Annotated in this window: 14 protein-coding genes, 1 tRNA gene and 2 riboswitches; of the genes, 6 read left to right on the forward strand and 9 right to left on the reverse strand. The window is 63.6% G+C overall.

The features are described from left to right. Positions 1 to 354: 354 nt before the first annotated feature. Positions 355 to 1,656, reverse strand: a complete 1,302-nt coding sequence (locus VNS12_RS04570) for an RsmB/NOP family class I SAM-dependent RNA methyltransferase (RefSeq protein WP_325486661.1) — start codon at positions 1,654 to 1,656, stop codon at positions 355 to 357. Positions 1,657 to 1,664: 8 nt separating this feature from the next. Next, positions 1,665 to 2,642, reverse strand: coding sequence for a zinc metalloprotease HtpX (gene htpX, locus VNS12_RS04575; RefSeq protein WP_325486692.1), 978 nt, complete (start codon positions 2,640 to 2,642; stop codon positions 1,665 to 1,667). Between the two features lie 110 nt (positions 2,643 to 2,752). Here htpX and VNS12_RS04580 point away from each other — a divergent pair, with 110 nt between their 5' ends. Then, positions 2,753 to 2,944, forward strand: a complete 192-nt coding sequence (locus tag VNS12_RS04580) for a DUF1674 domain-containing protein (protein WP_325486662.1) — start codon at positions 2,753 to 2,755, stop codon at positions 2,942 to 2,944. Positions 2,945 to 2,951: 7 nt separating this feature from the next. Here VNS12_RS04580 and VNS12_RS04585 read toward each other — a convergent pair whose 3' ends face one another. The 5 genes from VNS12_RS04585 to tsaD all read right to left on the reverse strand — a co-directional run bounded on the left by VNS12_RS04585 (position 2,952) and on the right by tsaD (position 6,202). Next, positions 2,952 to 3,362 carry a DUF1761 domain-containing protein gene (locus VNS12_RS04585; protein WP_325486663.1) on the reverse strand — a complete coding sequence of 137 codons (411 nt, stop codon included), beginning with the start codon at positions 3,360 to 3,362 and terminating at the stop codon, positions 2,952 to 2,954. Positions 3,363 to 3,436: 74 nt separating this feature from the next. After that, complete coding sequence (locus tag VNS12_RS04590; RefSeq protein WP_325486664.1) at positions 3,437 to 3,853, reverse strand: EVE domain-containing protein; 417 nt, start codon at positions 3,851 to 3,853, stop codon at positions 3,437 to 3,439. Next, positions 3,853 to 4,149 carry a YciI family protein gene (locus VNS12_RS04595; protein ID WP_325486665.1) on the reverse strand — a complete coding sequence of 99 codons (297 nt, stop codon included), beginning with the start codon at positions 4,147 to 4,149 and terminating at the stop codon, positions 3,853 to 3,855. The genes VNS12_RS04590 and VNS12_RS04595 overlap by 1 nt, the downstream gene beginning before the upstream one ends. A 2-nt stretch (positions 4,150 to 4,151) precedes the next feature. Further along, a complete protein-coding gene (locus tag VNS12_RS04600) occupies positions 4,152 to 5,144 on the reverse strand; it encodes an NAD(P)H-dependent glycerol-3-phosphate dehydrogenase (protein ID WP_325486666.1) in 993 nt (330 codons plus the stop codon). Then, the gene (tsaD, locus tag VNS12_RS04605) at positions 5,141 to 6,202 is read right to left on the reverse strand and encodes a tRNA (adenosine(37)-N6)-threonylcarbamoyltransferase complex transferase subunit TsaD (RefSeq protein WP_325486667.1); all 1,062 of its coding nucleotides are present in this window, start codon (positions 6,200 to 6,202) and stop codon (positions 5,141 to 5,143) included. Before tsaD ends, VNS12_RS04600 begins: the two co-directional genes overlap by 4 nt. Positions 6,203 to 6,314: 112 nt before the next feature. Here tsaD and hemC point away from each other — a divergent pair, with 112 nt between their 5' ends. The 5 genes from hemC (at position 6,315) to VNS12_RS04630 (ending at position 10,928) form a co-directional block, all read left to right on the forward strand. Then, positions 6,315 to 7,262: a hydroxymethylbilane synthase gene (gene hemC / locus VNS12_RS04610; RefSeq protein ID WP_325486668.1), complete on the forward strand. Its 948-nt coding sequence runs from the start codon at positions 6,315 to 6,317 to the stop codon at positions 7,260 to 7,262. A 2-nt stretch (positions 7,263 to 7,264) separates the two neighbouring features. After that, a complete protein-coding gene (locus VNS12_RS04615; RefSeq protein WP_325486669.1) occupies positions 7,265 to 8,005 on the forward strand; it encodes a uroporphyrinogen-III synthase in 741 nt (246 codons plus the stop codon). Between the two features lie 332 nt (positions 8,006 to 8,337). Continuing rightward, the gene (locus tag VNS12_RS04620; protein WP_325486670.1) at positions 8,338 to 9,402 is read left to right on the forward strand and encodes a COG4223 family protein; all 1,065 of its coding nucleotides are present in this window, start codon (positions 8,338 to 8,340) and stop codon (positions 9,400 to 9,402) included. Next, positions 9,399 to 10,766: a heme biosynthesis protein HemY gene (locus tag VNS12_RS04625; protein WP_325486671.1), complete on the forward strand. Its 1,368-nt coding sequence runs from the start codon at positions 9,399 to 9,401 to the stop codon at positions 10,764 to 10,766. Before VNS12_RS04620 ends, VNS12_RS04625 begins: the two co-directional genes overlap by 4 nt. Before the next feature lie 86 nt (positions 10,767 to 10,852). Then, positions 10,853 to 10,928 (forward strand) — tRNA-Thr (locus tag VNS12_RS04630). A 423-nt stretch (positions 10,929 to 11,351) separates the two neighbouring features. Here the strand turns inward: VNS12_RS04630 and VNS12_RS04635 are convergent. Both VNS12_RS04635 and VNS12_RS04640 read right to left on the reverse strand, forming a co-directional pair. After that, the gene (locus VNS12_RS04635) at positions 11,352 to 12,464 is read right to left on the reverse strand and encodes a ribonucleotide-diphosphate reductase subunit beta (RefSeq protein ID WP_325486672.1); all 1,113 of its coding nucleotides are present in this window, start codon (positions 12,462 to 12,464) and stop codon (positions 11,352 to 11,354) included. 18 nt (positions 12,465 to 12,482) lie between these two features. Continuing rightward, positions 12,483 to 15,371, reverse strand: a complete 2,889-nt coding sequence (locus VNS12_RS04640; RefSeq protein ID WP_325486673.1) for a ribonucleoside-diphosphate reductase subunit alpha — start codon at positions 15,369 to 15,371, stop codon at positions 12,483 to 12,485. A gap of 114 nt (positions 15,372 to 15,485) precedes the next feature. Continuing rightward, positions 15,486 to 15,681, reverse strand: a riboswitch (cobalamin riboswitch). A gap of 115 nt (positions 15,682 to 15,796) precedes the next feature. Beyond that, positions 15,797 to 15,987: riboswitch (cobalamin riboswitch) on the forward strand. The last annotated feature ends 95 nt before the right edge of the window (positions 15,988 to 16,082 follow it).

Consider the following 16,082-nt stretch of genomic DNA (forward strand, 5'->3'; position numbering starts at 1 on the left):
TCGAGAACGCTCTGGGCGTCGGCGGGACGGAATTCGGCCAGACGTGCGACGAAGCGAGTCGTGCCGGCGCCCGACCAGGTCCAGGAAAACAATGGATTGGTCACCGCCTGATCGGCCAGACCCAGGCCCGCCCGCCGCAGACCAAAACGCAAAACTTCAAACACGCCCACACCCGGAACTCTACTCGCGGCACTGGAGGGCCGGGCGGTTCAAGCATCGCCCCTGCGCACGTCCAGCCCCTTGAGTTGCCGCGCTTGGGTCCGCAAAGCAAAATGCATTTGGCCCGCAAGCACGCCAATGTAGCATCAACTTTGCGTTAACCACAGGGCGGAGTGAAGATTATCCCGTCCATTCTCACCTTTTGACAAACCGGGCGGCAAAAAAACCGTCAAGACCGCCGTCAACTGCGCCGGGGAGGTCAAGCGCGGGGGTGAGGCGGAGCGCGCCGTCGGCAGTGATCGGGGCGCTCCAGCCATCGAGTTCTTCCGCGGTGATTGGATCGAATTCGAGGTCCTTGAGCGCTTCCGCGGCCCAGCGAAGATGGGATTCGCCTTCTTCGGGTTCCAGCGAGCACACGCAATAGACCAAGCGCCCGCCGGGCTTGAGCAGGGATTGCGCGTGAACCAGCATTTGCCGTTGCAGGGCGACACGACCCGCGATGCCCTTTTCATCCCGATGCCAGAGCACTTCAGGGTGGCGGCGGAACGTTCCGGTCGCCGAACAGGGCGCATCGAGCAGCACCGCATCGAATATTGGGCCCGGGGCATAGTCGAGCGCGTCGGCGACCACCATTTCGGCATTAAGGTGCAGGCGCTCAAAATTGGCTGTCACCCGCTCCATGCGTTCGGCAGACAGATCGAGGGCGGTCACGGTGCTGCCGGCGGCTGCCAGTTGGGCGGCCTTGCCACCGGGCGCGGCGCACAGATCGAGCACTTTTTCACTCGCCTGGACACCGAGCAGTCGGGCGGGGATTGCCGCAGCGACATCCTGCACCCACCATTTCCCCTCGGCAAAGCCGGCAAGATCGGAGACCGCAGCGTCGCGCTCGGCGAGCCGTACGGTGTCGCCCAGGAGCGGCTGGGCGCCCAGCGTTTCGACAAGCGCCGGATCGGCGGATTTAAGGGTCAGATCGAGGGGCGGCGTTTCGGTGAGGAGATCGGTGAAGCGCTCAAAGGCGGCATCGCCATAGGCGGTGCGCCAGCGTGCTTGCAGCCAGTCGGGAACCAAAAGCGCAGCGGGCAGGGCAGCGAGCGCCGCCGCATCGCGCTGTACCGAGCGCAGAACGCCATTGACCAGCTTGTCGAACCGTCCGGCGCGCTTGTCGGCGCGGGCTGCTTCAACGGCAAGATGAATCGCGGAATGCGCGGCGATGCCATCAATGAACAGCAATTGCGCGATGCCCAGCCGCAGCACCGCTTCGAGGATGCCGGCGCGCTGGGGGACGCCTTTTGACAGCGCCCGGTTGAGAATTTCGCTGATCTGGCCGTGTCGGCGCAGGGCGATAGTCACCATGCGGTTGGCGAGGGCGCGGTCGCGTCCCTCCTGTAGCCGCTCGGGCCCAATGGGGGAAAATGGCTTGCCGTCGAGCACTGCCTTAAGGTGAAAAGCGGCCTCAAGCCGAAGCCTGAGACCGGGTCGGTCGTGTTTGTCGTTCAAAATCTGTCCTATCCCCAGGGGCCCGCCGCGCCACCTTCATCCGGACGGCGGCGTGTGCCGGGCGGACGCCAGCTCTGGCCGGGCCGGGTGGTGGTCGTCGCCGGGTTTACCCGCGAACGCGGCGTTTGGCCACCGCCTCCGCCACCATTACGCGCCATTTCCATCAGCGCGGCGATGCGGTTGCCGACATCGGGGTGGGTGGAGAACAGATTGTCCATGCGGGCACCCGACAGGGGGTTGGAAATATACATATGCGCCATGGCGGGTGCGCGTTCGGCAGCCATGTTGACGGTGCGCTGGCCTGCGGCAGAAATCTTTTCCAGCGCGGTGGCAAGGGCGAGCGGATCATCGCAGATCGCCGCGCCGTCGCGGTCGGCTTCGTATTCGCGCGTCCGGCTGACCGCCATCTGCACCAGCATGGCGGCGATGGGGGCCAAAAACACCATGGCGATCACCCCGATGAACCCGAGCGGATTGTTATTGTCGCGATTGCCGCCGAAAAACAGGCCGAACTGGGCCAGCATCGAAATCGCGCCTGCCAGGGTGGCGGTGATGGTCATGGTGAGGGTATCGCGATTTTTGATATGGGCCAGCTCGTGCGCGATGACGGCGGCGACCTCGCGGCTGTCGAGGTGGCGCACGAGGCCCGAGGACACGGCCACGACGCCCTTATCCGGGCTGCGCCCGGTGGCAAAGGCATTGGGCTGGTCGGTCTCGATCAGATAGAGCCGAGGCATCGGCAGGCCGGCATTTTCGGCAAGCCGCTGTGTCATCGCGTAGAGATCGGGTGCCGAGCGGGGATCGATCTCGCGCGCGCCCTGCACCGAAAGCACCATTTTATCAGAGTTCCAATAAGCAAAGGCGTTGGTGCCCAGCGCAAACAGCAGGGCAATCACGGTGCCGCCTGTGCCCCCGATCAGATAGCCCACGCCCATGAAGAGCGCAGTCATGCCAGCCAGCAGGATTGTGGTTCTCAGCGTGTTGATCATCAAATGCTCGGCTTTCCCCGATAGATTCGTTCCCGAAACGCTCTATATGATGGTAACGCCCATGGCGGCCAACAAGTACCGTCCCGCAAAAGCGAAGAGAAAAACCCATGTCCGAAACGCAAAAAGTCAAGCGTCCCGATCCGGAAATCGCGCGGCGCGCCCTGGAAGAAGCCCGGGCGCGGCGCGTGGCGATCGATGCCAGGACCAGTGACGCCCCGACCGAGATCGACGGACGTGGCGGGCTCGACCCGGCCCGTTACGGCGACTGGGAAATCAAGGGCATTTCCTCTGACTTCTGAACCGAGGTCAGCCCAGAAGACCCAACACCACGCCCTGCACGATCATCACGGCCAGCAAATAGCCGCCATCGATCACCGCCAATGACCATTTCTGGCCCTGATAGCGGTGGTTGATGATGATCGAGGTGATAATGAAGCCCAGCCACAGGTGGATGCCCACGGTGACGGCATTGCCCAGTGTCATGGTGCCAAGGATCAGCGGGGTCAGCAGCGCCAGGAAATAGGCCATGACCAGTTGCATGGCGGCGTTCCAGACAAAGGCCGCTGAGCCACCGGCTCCGCGCTTGATCTGTTCCATGGTCTTGCCGGTGGCCGACAACCATTGGCGGGAGAGGCCCATGTACCAGGCAGCACCCAAGGCCATCGAAGCCACCATGGCCAAAACGATGGCCAGCCAGTTGACGCCCAGATAATTCATCGTCCCCTCCCAAGGATTTTTTCAGCCCGTTACTGAGTGTGCGCCTGTTTGGTTTGGGCGTCCATGGCAAGTCGTCAGGGCTCGGTTTCTCCCATGCGGCACACTATGGCCCATTCTTCCTCCGTCACCGGCTGGACCGAAAGGCGCGAATTGTTGACGAGGACCATGTTCTCAAGGTCCGGATTAGCTTTGATCTCGTCGAGCGTGACCGGGCGTTTGAACGGACGCACCGCTTCGACATCGACGCATTCCCAGCGCGGATCGTCGGTGGTCGAATCGGGATGGGCTTCATTGGCGACGCGCACGATCCCCACGACTGCTTTTTCTTTCACCGAATGGTAGAAAAAGCCCAGATCGCCCTTTTTCATGGCGCGCATATTGTTGCGGGCGGCGTAATTGCGCACCCCGTCCCATTGCTCGGGCGCACCCTTGGCCACCTGATGGTGCCAGCCCCAGGTCTCGGGCTCGGATTTGAACAGCCAGTATGCCATCAGATGTGCTCCGGACGTTTGATGACCCAATTCCAGGGTTTGACTTCGACGCTGGCAAACACACCTTCGGTTGCGTAGGGATCGGCGCCGACCAGCGCCGTAGCGGCGTCGTGGTCAGCCGCCCGGATCACCATCATCGAACCGACCGCGTTGCCGTTTTCATCGAGGAACGGACCGGCCAGAACCATGGCGTCGGTCTTTTCCTCCCAATAGGCGAGGTGAGCGGGGCGAACCTCCTGACGCCGTGCGAAATGGTCCGGCTTGTCGAGGCCGATCACTGCGAACATTTTTGTCATTGTCATCCTTCCCGTTTCAAAGGGCGGCGCATCAGCATGGGCACGATGGCCTCGATTTGTGCTTCGCCCGACAGCAGCATGTCCACCGCCCCGATCAGCGGGGCGTCGATCTCGTGGCGCAAGGCGATGGCGCGGGCCACCGGGGCGGTGAAAACGCCCTCGGCCAGTCCCATGCCAGAAGAACTTATTTCGTCAACGCCCATTCCTTGTCCCAGCGCCATGCCGAAGCGGTAATTGCGGGAGGCGCTGGAGGTGCAACTGAGCGCCAGATCGCCAATGCCGGCAAGCCCAGCGAGGGTTGCCTCGTTGCCGCCCAGCGCGGCAATCATCGGACCCATTTCGGCAAAGGCGCGGGCCAGAAAGGCCGAGCGGGCCGACAGGCCCAGCTCCGCGCCGTCAATGGCTCCGGCACCAAGCGCATAGACATTCTTGAGCGCACCGCACAACTCTACCCCGGCAATATCGCCGCTGGCATAGGGACGGAAACTGTCGGACGCCAACAGGGTTGCGATGGTTTCGGCGCGGTCGCCCGTCGGCCCCGCCAGCGTCACCGCCGTGGGTTTCCCTGCCGCCACGTCATGGGCAAAACTGGGGCCTGACAGAACGAAGGGTTCGGCATCGGGGGCGGTCTGGGCCAATATCTGGCTCTGACGGTCATTGGTGCCGGTTTCCAATCCCTTGGCGCATAAAATCACCGGCTTTCCGGCCAGCCGCTCGGGGCCGATGGCGGCAAGCGTCGCCCGGCTCGCCTGCGCCGGCACCACCAGCAGAATGGCGTCGGCCTGTTCAAGGCCGGAAAAACCTGTTTGAGCGAAGAGGTCGGGATCGAGCGCGATGTCGCCAAGATAGGTATTCAGGGTGTGGCGAGAATTGATCTCGTCCACCGTATTTGCGTCCCGTGCGACGAGCGAGACGCGGTTTCCAGCCAGGCGTGCCGCCTGCGCCAGCGCCGTGCCCCAGGACCCGGCACCGATGACAAAGATTGAGGCGCTCACATTGGGTCTCGCTGCAATTGGTCGAGCGGCCAGCGCGGACGCGCGGCGCTGTCGAAACCGTCCGTCAGACCCAGCGCGAAACGCTCCGCACCCGCCCAGGCGATCATCGCTCCATTGTCGGTGCACAGTGCGGGGGGCGGAATGACCAGATTTGCGCCGGCCGCGTCGGCAACTTGCGCCAGGGCGGTGCCGATGGCGCGGTTGGCGGCGACCCCGCCGGCCACGACAAAGGTGGGGGTGAGATCAGGATAGGTCTCGGCGAAGCGGTCGAGGGCCTGTCGAGCACGGGTTGCGACGATATCGGTCACCGCTGCCTGAAAGCTGGCGCACAGGTCCGCAATATCGGCCTGCGAAACCGGGGCCACCGATTCTGCGGCCAGCCGCATGGCGGTCTTGAGGCCGGAGAAAGAAAAATCGAGCCGTTTTTCCCGCAACAGGGGACGGGGGAGGGCGAACCGCTTGCCGTTCCCCCCGAGCGCGGCGCGTTCGACCTCGGGGCCGCCCGGATAGCCCAGCCCCAGCAGCTTGGCGGCCTTGTCAAAGGCTTCTCCCAATGCGTCGTCTATGGTGCCGCCCCAGCGCTCATAGTTGCCGACGCCTTTGACCAGCACGATCTGGGAATGGCCGCCCGAGACCAGCAGCAGCAGATAGGGAAAGGTAACGCCATCGGTAAGGCGCGCGGTCAGCGCGTGGCCTTCGAGGTGGTTGACGGCAATGAGCGGCTTGCCACTGCCGGCTGCCAGTGCCTTGCCTGTGGTCAGCCCCACCAGGACCCCGCCGATCAACCCCGGCCCTGCGGTGGCGGCGATCGCATCGATATCGGCAAGCGATGTGTCTGCTGCATCGAGCGCCCGGGCGATGATCGCGTCGAGGTGAATCACATGCGCCCGAGCCGCCAGTTCGGGAACCACGCCGCCAAAGGCGCGGTGTTCATCGATCTGGCTGCGGACGATGTTGGAGACAATCTCCCCGCGTCCATCGGAAAAACGCCGGACGACAGCTGCGGCGGTCTCGTCGCAACTGGTCTCGATCCCCAAAATCAGCGTGTCGCGATCCATTGCGGCGATCTGGTCTCTGGCCCTTGGCTGTGGTCTGATGCAAAAAGCGGATCGCAATCCGCTATTCGCGCGTTGGAAAAGCGCGCCCATCTGTGACACCTGCGAGGCCATATTGCAATCTCCTGCTCCCACTCCCGTTCTCACCATCGGTACGCGCGGTTCGCCGCTGGCGCGCGCGCAGGCTCACGAGGTCCGCGACCGGCTCGCTGCCATCCATGGGCTGGAGGCCGACAGCATCGCCATCAAGGTGATCAAGACCAGCGGCGACATGATTCTCGACCGCCCGCTTTCAGAAGTGGGGGGCAAGGGGCTGTTCACCAAGGAGCTGGAGGTGGCGCTGGCCGCAGGTGAGATCGATATCGCCGTTCACTCGGCCAAGGATGTGGCGACCACCTTGCCCGAGGGCATGACCCTTCCGGCCTATCTGCCACGCGAGGACGTGCGCGACGCGTTTCTGTCCCTTAGGGCCAAAAGCCCCGATCATCTGCCCGAAGGAGCGGTGATCGGCTCGTCTTCGCTGCGCCGCCGGGCCCAGATGAAGCGTTTCCGCCCCGATTTCCGCACGGTGGAGTTTCGCGGCAATGTGCAGACGCGGCTGCAAAAGCTGGCCGACGGCGTCGCCGATGCAACATTGCTGGCGGTGGCCGGGCTCAATCGGCTCGGCGAAGCCCATCGAGTGACCCATGTGCTCGATCTGGCGCAGTTCCCGCCGGCACCGGCTCAGGGGGCCATTGTCATCGAAAGCCGGGACGACGATAGCGAAGCCATCCGGCTGGTGGGGATGCTCGATGATCCCGACACTCGCCTGAAGGTCGAGGCCGAGCGCGCCTTTCTCAAAACCCTCGACGGCTCGTGCCGTACGCCGATCGCAGCGCTGACGACACTGGCGGACGGGCGGCTGACCCTGTTTGGGCAGATCCTGTCCCCCGATGGGTCGGAAGTGCATGAAGACGAGGTCAGTGGCGACGCAGATACGGGCGCAGAGCTGGGCCGCAGGCTTGGCGAGATGCTGCTTGCGCGGGCGGGAGAGGACTTCTTCACGCGCCTGCGACAGGGCTGATCATGGAAAAACGCACCATTCTGGTCACCCGGCCTCAGCTCGATGCGGAGCGCACCGCTGCCGGGCTGGCGGCGCTGGGCCTGTCCCCGATCATCGCCCCAATGCTCGAAGCACGGTTCACGGACGTCGATTTGCCCGATCCCTCCGGCTTCGTGGCGATTGCGGCCACTTCGGCCAACGGCATCCGCGCGCTGGCGGCCCGTCCCGAAGGGGAGGCTTTCGCTCACCTGCCGGTCTATGCGGTGGGCGATCACACCGGCGCTGAAGCGCGGGCGGCGGGGTTCGAGCAGGTTCGGGCATCCGAGGGCACCCTCTATCACCTGAGTCGCGATATCATCGCCGATCGGCCAGAGGGCAGGATTTTTTATCCTGCCGCCCACCATCAGAGCGGCGATCTGGCCGGGCTGCTGGCCGCGTCGGGAATCGAAGTGACCTCGCGTATTCTCTATGAAATGCATGCGGCGACCAGCCTGGCGCCGGGCCTGAGGGAGCGGCTGCTGGCCGGGGACATCGACGGCGCGGTGTTTTATTCCCGGCGCACGGCAGAAGTGTTCGCCGGGCTGGTGGGGGGCGAAGAGTTCGCGCCGCTGCGCGGGAAACTCCATTGCCTGTGTATGTCGGAGAACGTCGCCGAGCCGCTGGTTTCGGCCCGGTTCGTGCGGATCGGCCTGGCCGATGCACCCTCCCACGAAGCGGTGATGGTCCTAGCGCTGGCTTTTGCGCGCGATCAAATCAGTCCATGATGGCGCGGGCACACCCGACCGATTCACCTGAATAGAGGCAGGCTGAAATGGCAGAAAAGAAATCCGGTCCGGTCAAACCCCCGATTATTGACGCCACGCCGCGCCGCGAGGGCGCCGAAAAGCGAGCGGCTAGTGGCGGGGCGTCCGGGGCCAGGCCAGAGCCTTCTGCCCCTGCGTCAGCTTCCGCGACGCCTGCTTCCGCCACGCGTCCTGAACCCAAGCAGAAAGCGTCGGACAGCAAGCCAGCCAGCGCAACTCAGCCGGCCCCTTCTGCGTCTTCGGCGCCCCGTTCGGACGCCGCTGCGGCCTCGCCTGCGTCCGGCCCCGGCGCCATGTCGCCTCTCGTGCTGGCAGGGAGCGTCGGCGGGGGCGCGTTGATCGGGTTGGCGCTGGCCTATGGGGTGGCGCTGGCCGGGTGGTGGCCGCAGCCCGGAGCCTTGGACGGTGGAGAGATTGCCGCACTGGAGGCCCGCACCACCGAAATGGAACGCGCGCTCGCCGGGCAGGCTTTGGAACGCACTGCGCTGGAAGACAGACTCGGCGCGGCGGAGATGGCGCTCGGGCAGCTTTCTGCGGCAGAAGCGCCGTCCCTGGACGGGCTGGCCGCAGAGGCCGATCTGGACGCGCTGTCCACGCGGGTGGACGAACTGGCAAGCCGTCTCGATGCGGTGGCGGCAGGGGCCTCCGCTGAGGATTCGACCCGTATCGCGACCGAATTGACGGGGATTGCGGCACAGGCTTCCGACCTGTCGGCGCGGCTTGATGCGCTTGAACCGCAAGTGGCGAATCTTGCCCCCAGAATTGCGGCGACAGAGGCACGTGTGGATGATCTCGACACCCGCATTGCCGACCAGCCGGCCTTTGAGGCGGTTTCCGCCGAACGGGACCGGGTTGCCTTGTTGCCGTCTGCTCTTGGCGCGCTGGAGCGGGCGGTGACCTCCGGTCAGCCCTTTGCCGTCGAGTTGGCGGCGCTCGAACCGCTGCTGCCATCGTTGCAGATTTCGCCGCAGGTGCGGGCTGTTGCCGCAAGCGGTGCCGATACCGACGCCGGGCTCCTGGCGAGGTTTCGCGCGGAAATCCCCGACATTCTCGCCGCCCGTCCCCGCGACCCCGAGGCGGGTTGGGCCCAGACCCTGCTCGATCAGGCGGCTTCGGCCATCGCCCTGCGCCCTACTGCAGGGGATACTCCCCAGGCGCTGGTTGGCCGCACCGAAGAAGCGCTGGAAACAGGCGATGTGAACACCGCTGCCGCCGCCTTTGCTGCGCTGCCCGCGCCCATGCAACAGGCCGCGCCCGGGTTCACCGAAGCTTGGGCACGCACGCTCGCCGCCCGGGACCTGCTGGAGACTATCCGCGCCGCCGACCCGATTGCACCTGCCACGGAGGCCAGCCAATGATGCGCCTCGTTCTCTATCTCGTCGCCAGCCTGGTTTTGGCGTTGGGCGCGGCCTGGACCATGAGTTTGCCGGGCACCGTGGAGATTGCCTTCGGTTCGTGGCGCATGAGCCCGGGGCCGGGCTTTGCCATTCTGACCGTTCTGGTGATCGCCGTACTGGCCGCTTTGCTCTGGGGGCTATTTTCGCGTGCCATTGGCGCGCCTGCTGCGCTGGCCCGCGCCAATGCCCGGAGGCGGGAAAAGGCGGGCGTCGAAGCGCTCTCCGACGCGGTGATCGCCTTGCAGGCGGGCGAATTTTCCAAGGCCCGGATGCTGGCGCGCGATGCCCGGGCCAAGCTTCCCGATAATCCGGCGGCCAAGTTGCTCGAAGCAAGGACCGAATTGGCGCTGGGCGATCTGGCATCGGCGCGAGAACATTACCGCGCTCTGATTTCCAACGAGCGGACCGCGCTTGCGGCGCTGTCGGGGCTTTACGATCAGGCGCGCACCCAGAACCGCAATACAGCTGCGATCACCTTTGCCCGCAAGGCGCTGGCGATTTCGCCCAGCCTCGATTGGGCCTCGGAGGCGGTGTTTGACGATCTGGCTGCCCGCGGGGACTGGGCCGAGGCGCTTAATATGAGCGCGTCGCTTCCAGCCCGCACGCGGGTGCAGAAAGCTGCCAAGAGCCGGCGGCAGGGGGTTCTGGAAACCGCTCTTGCCCTGACGCTGGAAGAAACCGAGCCGGACGCCGCCTATGAGCATGCCCAAAAGGCTCTGCGCGCGATTGCCGATTTTGTGCCGGCAGCGCTGGTCGCCGCGCGGATCCTGATCAATCGGGGTGATACCCGCCGCGCCTCAGCGTTGTTGCGCCGGGTTTGGAAGGCCAGCTCCCATCCCGATGCGGCAACACTTTATGCCCATGTCACGCCGGGCAGTTCAGCGGTGGAGCGCCTCAGACGCATCGAGGAGCTTGTCGCGGCTCCGGGGAACAACGAGGCCGCGGCCATCGTCCTCGCCCGCGCGGCGATCGATGCCTATGAATGGGAACTTGCCCGCAAAGCGCTCGCGCCGTTCGTCGTCGGACAGCCGACCCGGGACATGTGCCTGTTGATGGCCGAAATCGAAGAAGGGCAATCAGGGGATCAGGGGGCTTCGCGCGAATGGCTGGCTCGCGCCGTGACCGCACCGGCAAATCCGGTCTGGACCGCCGATGGCGTCACATCGGACGAATGGGCCCCGGCCTCTCCCGTCACCGGACGGCTGGACGCGTTCGCGTGGAAGGTTCCCCTCGAAACCCGGCCGGTCCGTTTGCTGGCCGACCCGGAGCGAGCGGCCGAGATCGTCCGGGATCCGGCCCCCGCCCTGCCGCACCCATCGGGCTGAACTGGCGCGTGCGTTGGGGCGGCGCTTTTTGCGCTTGCACCTTGCCCACACGCCCATTAAAAGACGCCCAACCGCCTCCGGGCCGTGCCGCTTTAGCTCAGTTGGTAGAGCACATCATTCGTAATGATGGGGTCAGGTGTTCGAGTCACCTAAGCGGCACCAGTTTTTCCAGTGTATATCAATGACTTAGCGTGATCGCTGCGGAGAGTGCGGCGTGTGCATGTTATGGCGCCAAAGCCAAGTTCTTGTTTTTATTGCCCTCGTTCCTTCTTGCATCGCTGGGTGGCTTGGCTAAACGACACAGGCCTGTCGCAAGCGCTGGCAGCCTGAGCCGATGACGAGGACTACGGACCACTACAAGCAGACGATCCGCAGTCCTGCATTCGAGCTCAAATCCTGACGCCCTTAGAATGGCCGGTTTGGAGCGGTGGTCTGAGCGGCCTGCACGGCAGACACGCGTCGTTTTCGGGGTTCGGTTACATCGTAAAACTTGTCTTAGCCGACGTTTGGAAAGTCCGCATTGCGGACTCTCTTGTTTTCAGCTCTTTGTGCCGTTCTGATATTTCTGCGGAATTCTGCTAAGGTTTACTCCCAGCTTAGCGAGCCGCTTGATTGGTACTCGATGACCCGGCTCTCGAAGAAATTCTTCTCCTTCTTTAAATCCATTACCTCGCTCATCCACGGGAACGGATTGTCCGCCGGTGGGAAGACCGGCTCCAGCCCCAGTTGCGCGCAACGGCGGTTGGCGATGAAGTGCATGTACTGCTCGCACAGCGCCGCGTTGAGGCCGAGGAAACCGGTGGGCATGGTGTCGCGGCCATAGGCGGCTTCCAGCTCGGCGGCGTCGCGCAGCATGGCGCGGATTTCCTCCTGGAAGGACGCCGTCCACAAATGCGGGTTCTCGATCTTGATCTGGTTGATCACGTCGATGCCGAAGTTGAGATGAATGCTCTCGTCGCGCAGGATGTATTGATACTGCTCGGCGATCCCCACCATCTTGTTACGGCGGCCCAGCGACAGAATCTGGGCAAAGCCGGTGTAGAACCACATGCCTTCAAAAATCACGTAGAAGGCCACGAGGTCCTTGAGGAAATGCTGGTCGGCCTCGGTGGTGCCAGTGCTGAATTCGGGATCATCGAGGCTCTGGGTGTGCTTTAAGGCCCACGCCGCCTTGTCGGTGATCGAGGGCACCTCGCGATACATGTTGAACAGCTCGCCCTCGTCCAGCCCCAGGCTTTCCACGATATATTGGAAGGTGTGGGTGTGGACCGCCTCCTCGAACGCCTGTCGCAGCAGATATTGCCGGCATTCGGGGTTGGTCAGGTGCCGGTAGATGGCCAGCACGATATTGTTGGCCACAAGGCTTTCCGAGGCGGCGAAGAACCCCAGGTTGCGCTTGAGCATGCGGCGTTCGTCATCGGTCAGCCCGTCTTTCGATTTCCACAGCGCGATATCGGCCTGCATGGAAATTTCCGTAGGCATCCAGTGATTGGCGCAGCCCGAAAGGTATTTCTCCCAGGCCCATTTGTACTTCAAGGGCAGGAGCTGATTGACGTCGGCGCGGGCGTTGATCATCGCCTTGTCAGAGACCGAGACGCGGGCGGCGCCGCGCTCGATCTGGCCCAGGCCTGTGGCGTCACCCGTGTCCGTATTGGACGCGGCGGGATTGGGGGCATCATCCCATGCGAGAGTGCTCATGGTCATTTGTCCTTGGTTCTACTGGCAGGCTTCGCATTCGGGATCGTCGATGGCGCAGGCATTGAGCCCCGCCTCGCGTTCCGCGCGAGCCCGCAATGTGTCGATGGATGGGGCGACGGGCGCGACCGAGACCGGCGAGACCGCGTTGAGCTTGCCGTCCGTGCCCTTGAGGGTGGATTTTTCAACGCTGGTGGCCGCGCGAGAGCGCAGGTAATAGGTGGTCTTGAGCCCCATCGACCAGGCGAGCCTGTAGATCGAATCCAGCGCCTTGCCCGAGGGGTTGGCGATATAGAGATTGAGCGACTGGGCCTGGTCGATCCATTTCTGCCGGCGCGAGGCCGCTGCGATCAGCCATTTGGCGTCGACCTCGAAGGCGGTGGCGAAGACTGCCTTGAGATTGTCGGGGATGCGATCGATCTGCCCCACGCTGCCGTCGAAATATTTGAGGTCCGAGATCATCACCTCGTCCCAGAGGCCGCGTGCCTTGAGCGCTGCGACCAATAGCGCGTTCACTACGGTGAAATCGCCGCTCATATTAGTCTTGACGTAAAGGTTCTGGTAGGCGGGCTCGATTGACTGGCTGACGCCGCAGATATTGGAGATGGTTGCGGTCGGCGCGATGGCGAGACAGTTGGAATTACGCATGCCCACCGTCCACACGCGTTCGCGCAGCACTTCCCAATCGAGCCGCTGTGTGCGGTCCATATCGACGCTGCCGCGCGCCTCTGCGATCCTTTCGATGGAATCGACAGGCAGGATGCCTTTCGACCACAGCGAACCCGCAAAACTCTGATACCGGCCGCGTTCCTCGGCCAGTTCGGTCGAGGCCCAGATGGCGTGGTAGGAGATCGCTTCCATAGAGACGTCGGCGAAGTCCACGGCCGCGTCGGAGGCATACGCGATGCCCTGCATCTGCAAGGCGTCCTGGAAACCCATCAGGCCCAGCCCAACCGGACGATGCTTGAGGTTGGAGCGCCGCGCTTCGGGAATTGTGTAGAAATTGATATCCACCACATTGTCGAGCATGCGCATCGCCGTCTTGACGGTTCTGGCGAGCTTGTCGTGATCAAGCCCGTTTTCCCCGATATGGGCGACAAGGTTCACCGATCCGAGATTGCACACGGCGACTTCGTCAGCCGAGGTGTTGAGCGTGATTTCCGTGCACAGGTTAGACGAGTGCACCACGCCCACATGCTGCTGCGGCGAACGCAGATTGCACGGGTCCTTGAAGGTGATCCAGGGGTGCCCGGTCTCGAACAGCATCGAAAGCATCTTGCGCCACAGATCGACAGCACGAACCTTGCGGTAAACCTTGATGCGGCCCGCCTCGGCGTCGGCTTCGGCCTGCTCATAGGCGGCCTTGAATGGCTTGCCGTAGAGGTCGTGCAGGTCGGGCACCTCGTCGGGCGAAAACAGCGTCCATTCGCCATCCTCCTCGACGCGCTGCATGAACAGGTCCGGCACCCAATTGGCTGTGTTCATGTCGTGGGTGCGGCGGCGGTCGTCGCCCGTATTCTTGCGCAGGTCGAGGAATTCCTCGATGTCGATATGCCAGGTCTCCAGATACGCGCACACCGCTCCCTTGCGCTTGCCGCCCTGGTTGACGGCAATCGCCGTGTCGTTGGCGACCTTGAGGAAGGGTACAACCCCCTGGCTTTCCCCGTTGGTGCCCTTGATATGGGCGCCAAGCCCACGCACCGGCGTCCAGTCATTGCCCAGCCCGCCCGAATATTTGGCGAGCAGCGCATTGTCCTTGATGCTCTTGAAAATGGCGTCGAGATCGTCGCCGATCGTGGTCAAAAAGCACGAGGAAAGCTGCGGACGGCGCGTTCCGGCATTGAACAGCGTCGGCGTGGAGGCCATGAAATCGAAGCTCGACAAAAGATTGTAGAACTCGATGGCCCGCTCCTCGCGCTCAGTCTCGCGCAGGGCAAGTCCCATGGCGACGCGCATGAAGAAGGCCTGCGGAAGCTCGTAACGTTGGCCCGAGACGTGCAGGAAATAGCGGTCGTAAAGGGTCTGTAAGCCCAGATACTGGAACTGCATGTCGCGCTCGGGCCGGATGGCGGCGGCGATGCGCTTCAGGTCGAACCGTGCCAGCTCGGGGTCGAGCATGTCCGCATCGATCCCCGTCTTGACGTAGGCGGGGTAATACTCGGCATAGCGGGTGCCCATGTCGGCCTGCGTCGCCTGTTCGGGTCGGCCGAAAACGAAGCTCAGCGCCTCGCGGCGCAGTCGGTCGAGCAGCAGGCGGGCGCTGACCTGGGCATAGCCGGGATCGTTTTCCACCAGCGTGCGGGCGGCGAGAATGGGGGCCAGCGCCAGCTCGTCGAGCGAAATGCCGTCATAGAGATTGCGCCGTGCTTCATCGATAATCGCCTGGGCCGAGGTGCCCTCCAGCCCGGCGCAGGCTTCGGCGACCACGGTTTCGAGGCGCGCGAAATCGAGCGGAACGCTGTTGCCCTCCGCATCGCGCATGGAAAGCCCCGGCGCGCTTTCGACCAGTCGCGGCGCTTTCGCCGCCTGTTCGGCCCGCTCGGCGGCGCGGCGCTCGCGATAGAGCACGTAGGCGCGCGCCACCTTGTGGTTTTCCGAGCGCATCAGCGCCAGCTCCACCTGGTCCTGCACGTCCTCGATGTGGAAGGTGCGCCCTTCGCCCACGCGCTTGGTCAACGCGGCGACGATATTGCCGGTTAGTTGCTCGACGATCTCGTGGATGCGCCGCGATGCGGCGGCCGAATTGCCCTCGACGGCGATGAACGCCTTGGTCAGCGCCACCGAAATCTTCGAGGCATCGAACGGGGTCACGCTCCCATTGCGCTTGATAAGGCTGTAGCCCGGCTCAAAAGCCTCGGCATGGCGCGTTGATGGGAGATCGGCTGGATCGGCGGAAAGGACTTGCGACATCGGCACCCCGGATGCTGTTGCAACGGGGCGCAAAGGTGCGTGAAGCTGCGGACAGGACACAAAAATCCCCTTCCGCCGGCACACGAACCCAACGAGACACCCCGCCCGTTGAAAGACAGTTCACGCGCACGGCAGGTCTCCTGGCTCGCGGATCGTCGCGTTCTTCCCGCCTTCCCAGCCGATGGCCAGTGGCGAATTGGTGGAAGAAAGCTCTCCGCTTACAGTTGCGGGGGCAGCATCGGTTTCTCACCGATTTCCCGTCTTAGCCCCTGATCTTGCGATCGGGGGAACCGTAACACGCCATATATAGTGTGGGGCGCGATGATTCGCGTCAATCGGCAATCGGGCCTGTGGGTAATTCCGTGGAAGGAAAGTGATATAAAGATATCTTTATATCTGTGTTGACATCAGGCGGCGATTGCGTCAGTTTCATTCTCGTCCACGGTCCCCGCGAGGGGATAACAGGGAATTCGGTCAGGGCCTTGGCTCAAGTCCGAAGCTGCCCCCGCAACTGTAGGCGGTGATAGAGCGTCCAAAGGCCACTGGAGTTTTCCGGGAAGGCGGGCACTCGGTTTGAACCGCGAGCCAGGAGACCTACCTTGGACCTTGCTTTTCCTTTTTGGCCGATCGGGGTGGATCGGTTCGAGGACACGACGATGATCGACGCAATCTCCCTTCTTTCGCAGCCTCATTGCGACATGCGAATGCCCG

Source organism: Pelagibacterium sp., from assembly GCF_035555455.1.
Taxonomy (GTDB): domain Bacteria; phylum Pseudomonadota; class Alphaproteobacteria; order Rhizobiales; family Devosiaceae; genus Pelagibacterium.

What these genes read in the sequence shown, in the direction of transcription:
- VNS12_RS04580 (WP_325486662.1), top strand. Translation starts at nt 2,753, where the DNA reads ATGTCCGAAACGCAAAAAGTCAAGCGTCCCGATCCGGAAATCGCGCGG.
- VNS12_RS04585 (WP_325486663.1), bottom strand. Translation starts at nt 3,362, where the DNA reads ATGAATTATCTGGGCGTCAACTGGCTGGCCATCGTTTTGGCCATGGTG.
- VNS12_RS04590 (WP_325486664.1), bottom strand. Translation starts at nt 3,853, where the DNA reads ATGGCATACTGGCTGTTCAAATCCGAGCCCGAGACCTGGGGCTGGCAC.
- VNS12_RS04595 (WP_325486665.1), bottom strand. Translation starts at nt 4,149, where the DNA reads ATGACAAAAATGTTCGCAGTGATCGGCCTCGACAAGCCGGACCATTTC.
- tsaD (WP_325486667.1), bottom strand. Translation starts at nt 6,202, where the DNA reads ATGGATCGCGACACGCTGATTTTGGGGATCGAGACCAGTTGCGACGAG.
- VNS12_RS04615 (WP_325486669.1), top strand. Translation starts at nt 7,265, where the DNA reads ATGGAAAAACGCACCATTCTGGTCACCCGGCCTCAGCTCGATGCGGAG.
- VNS12_RS04620 (WP_325486670.1), top strand. Translation starts at nt 8,338, where the DNA reads ATGTCGCCTCTCGTGCTGGCAGGGAGCGTCGGCGGGGGCGCGTTGATC.
- VNS12_RS04625 (WP_325486671.1), top strand. Translation starts at nt 9,399, where the DNA reads ATGATGCGCCTCGTTCTCTATCTCGTCGCCAGCCTGGTTTTGGCGTTG.
- VNS12_RS04635 (WP_325486672.1), bottom strand. Translation starts at nt 12,464, where the DNA reads ATGAGCACTCTCGCATGGGATGATGCCCCCAATCCCGCCGCGTCCAAT.
- VNS12_RS04640 (WP_325486673.1), bottom strand. Translation starts at nt 15,371, where the DNA reads ATGTCGCAAGTCCTTTCCGCCGATCCAGCCGATCTCCCATCAACGCGC.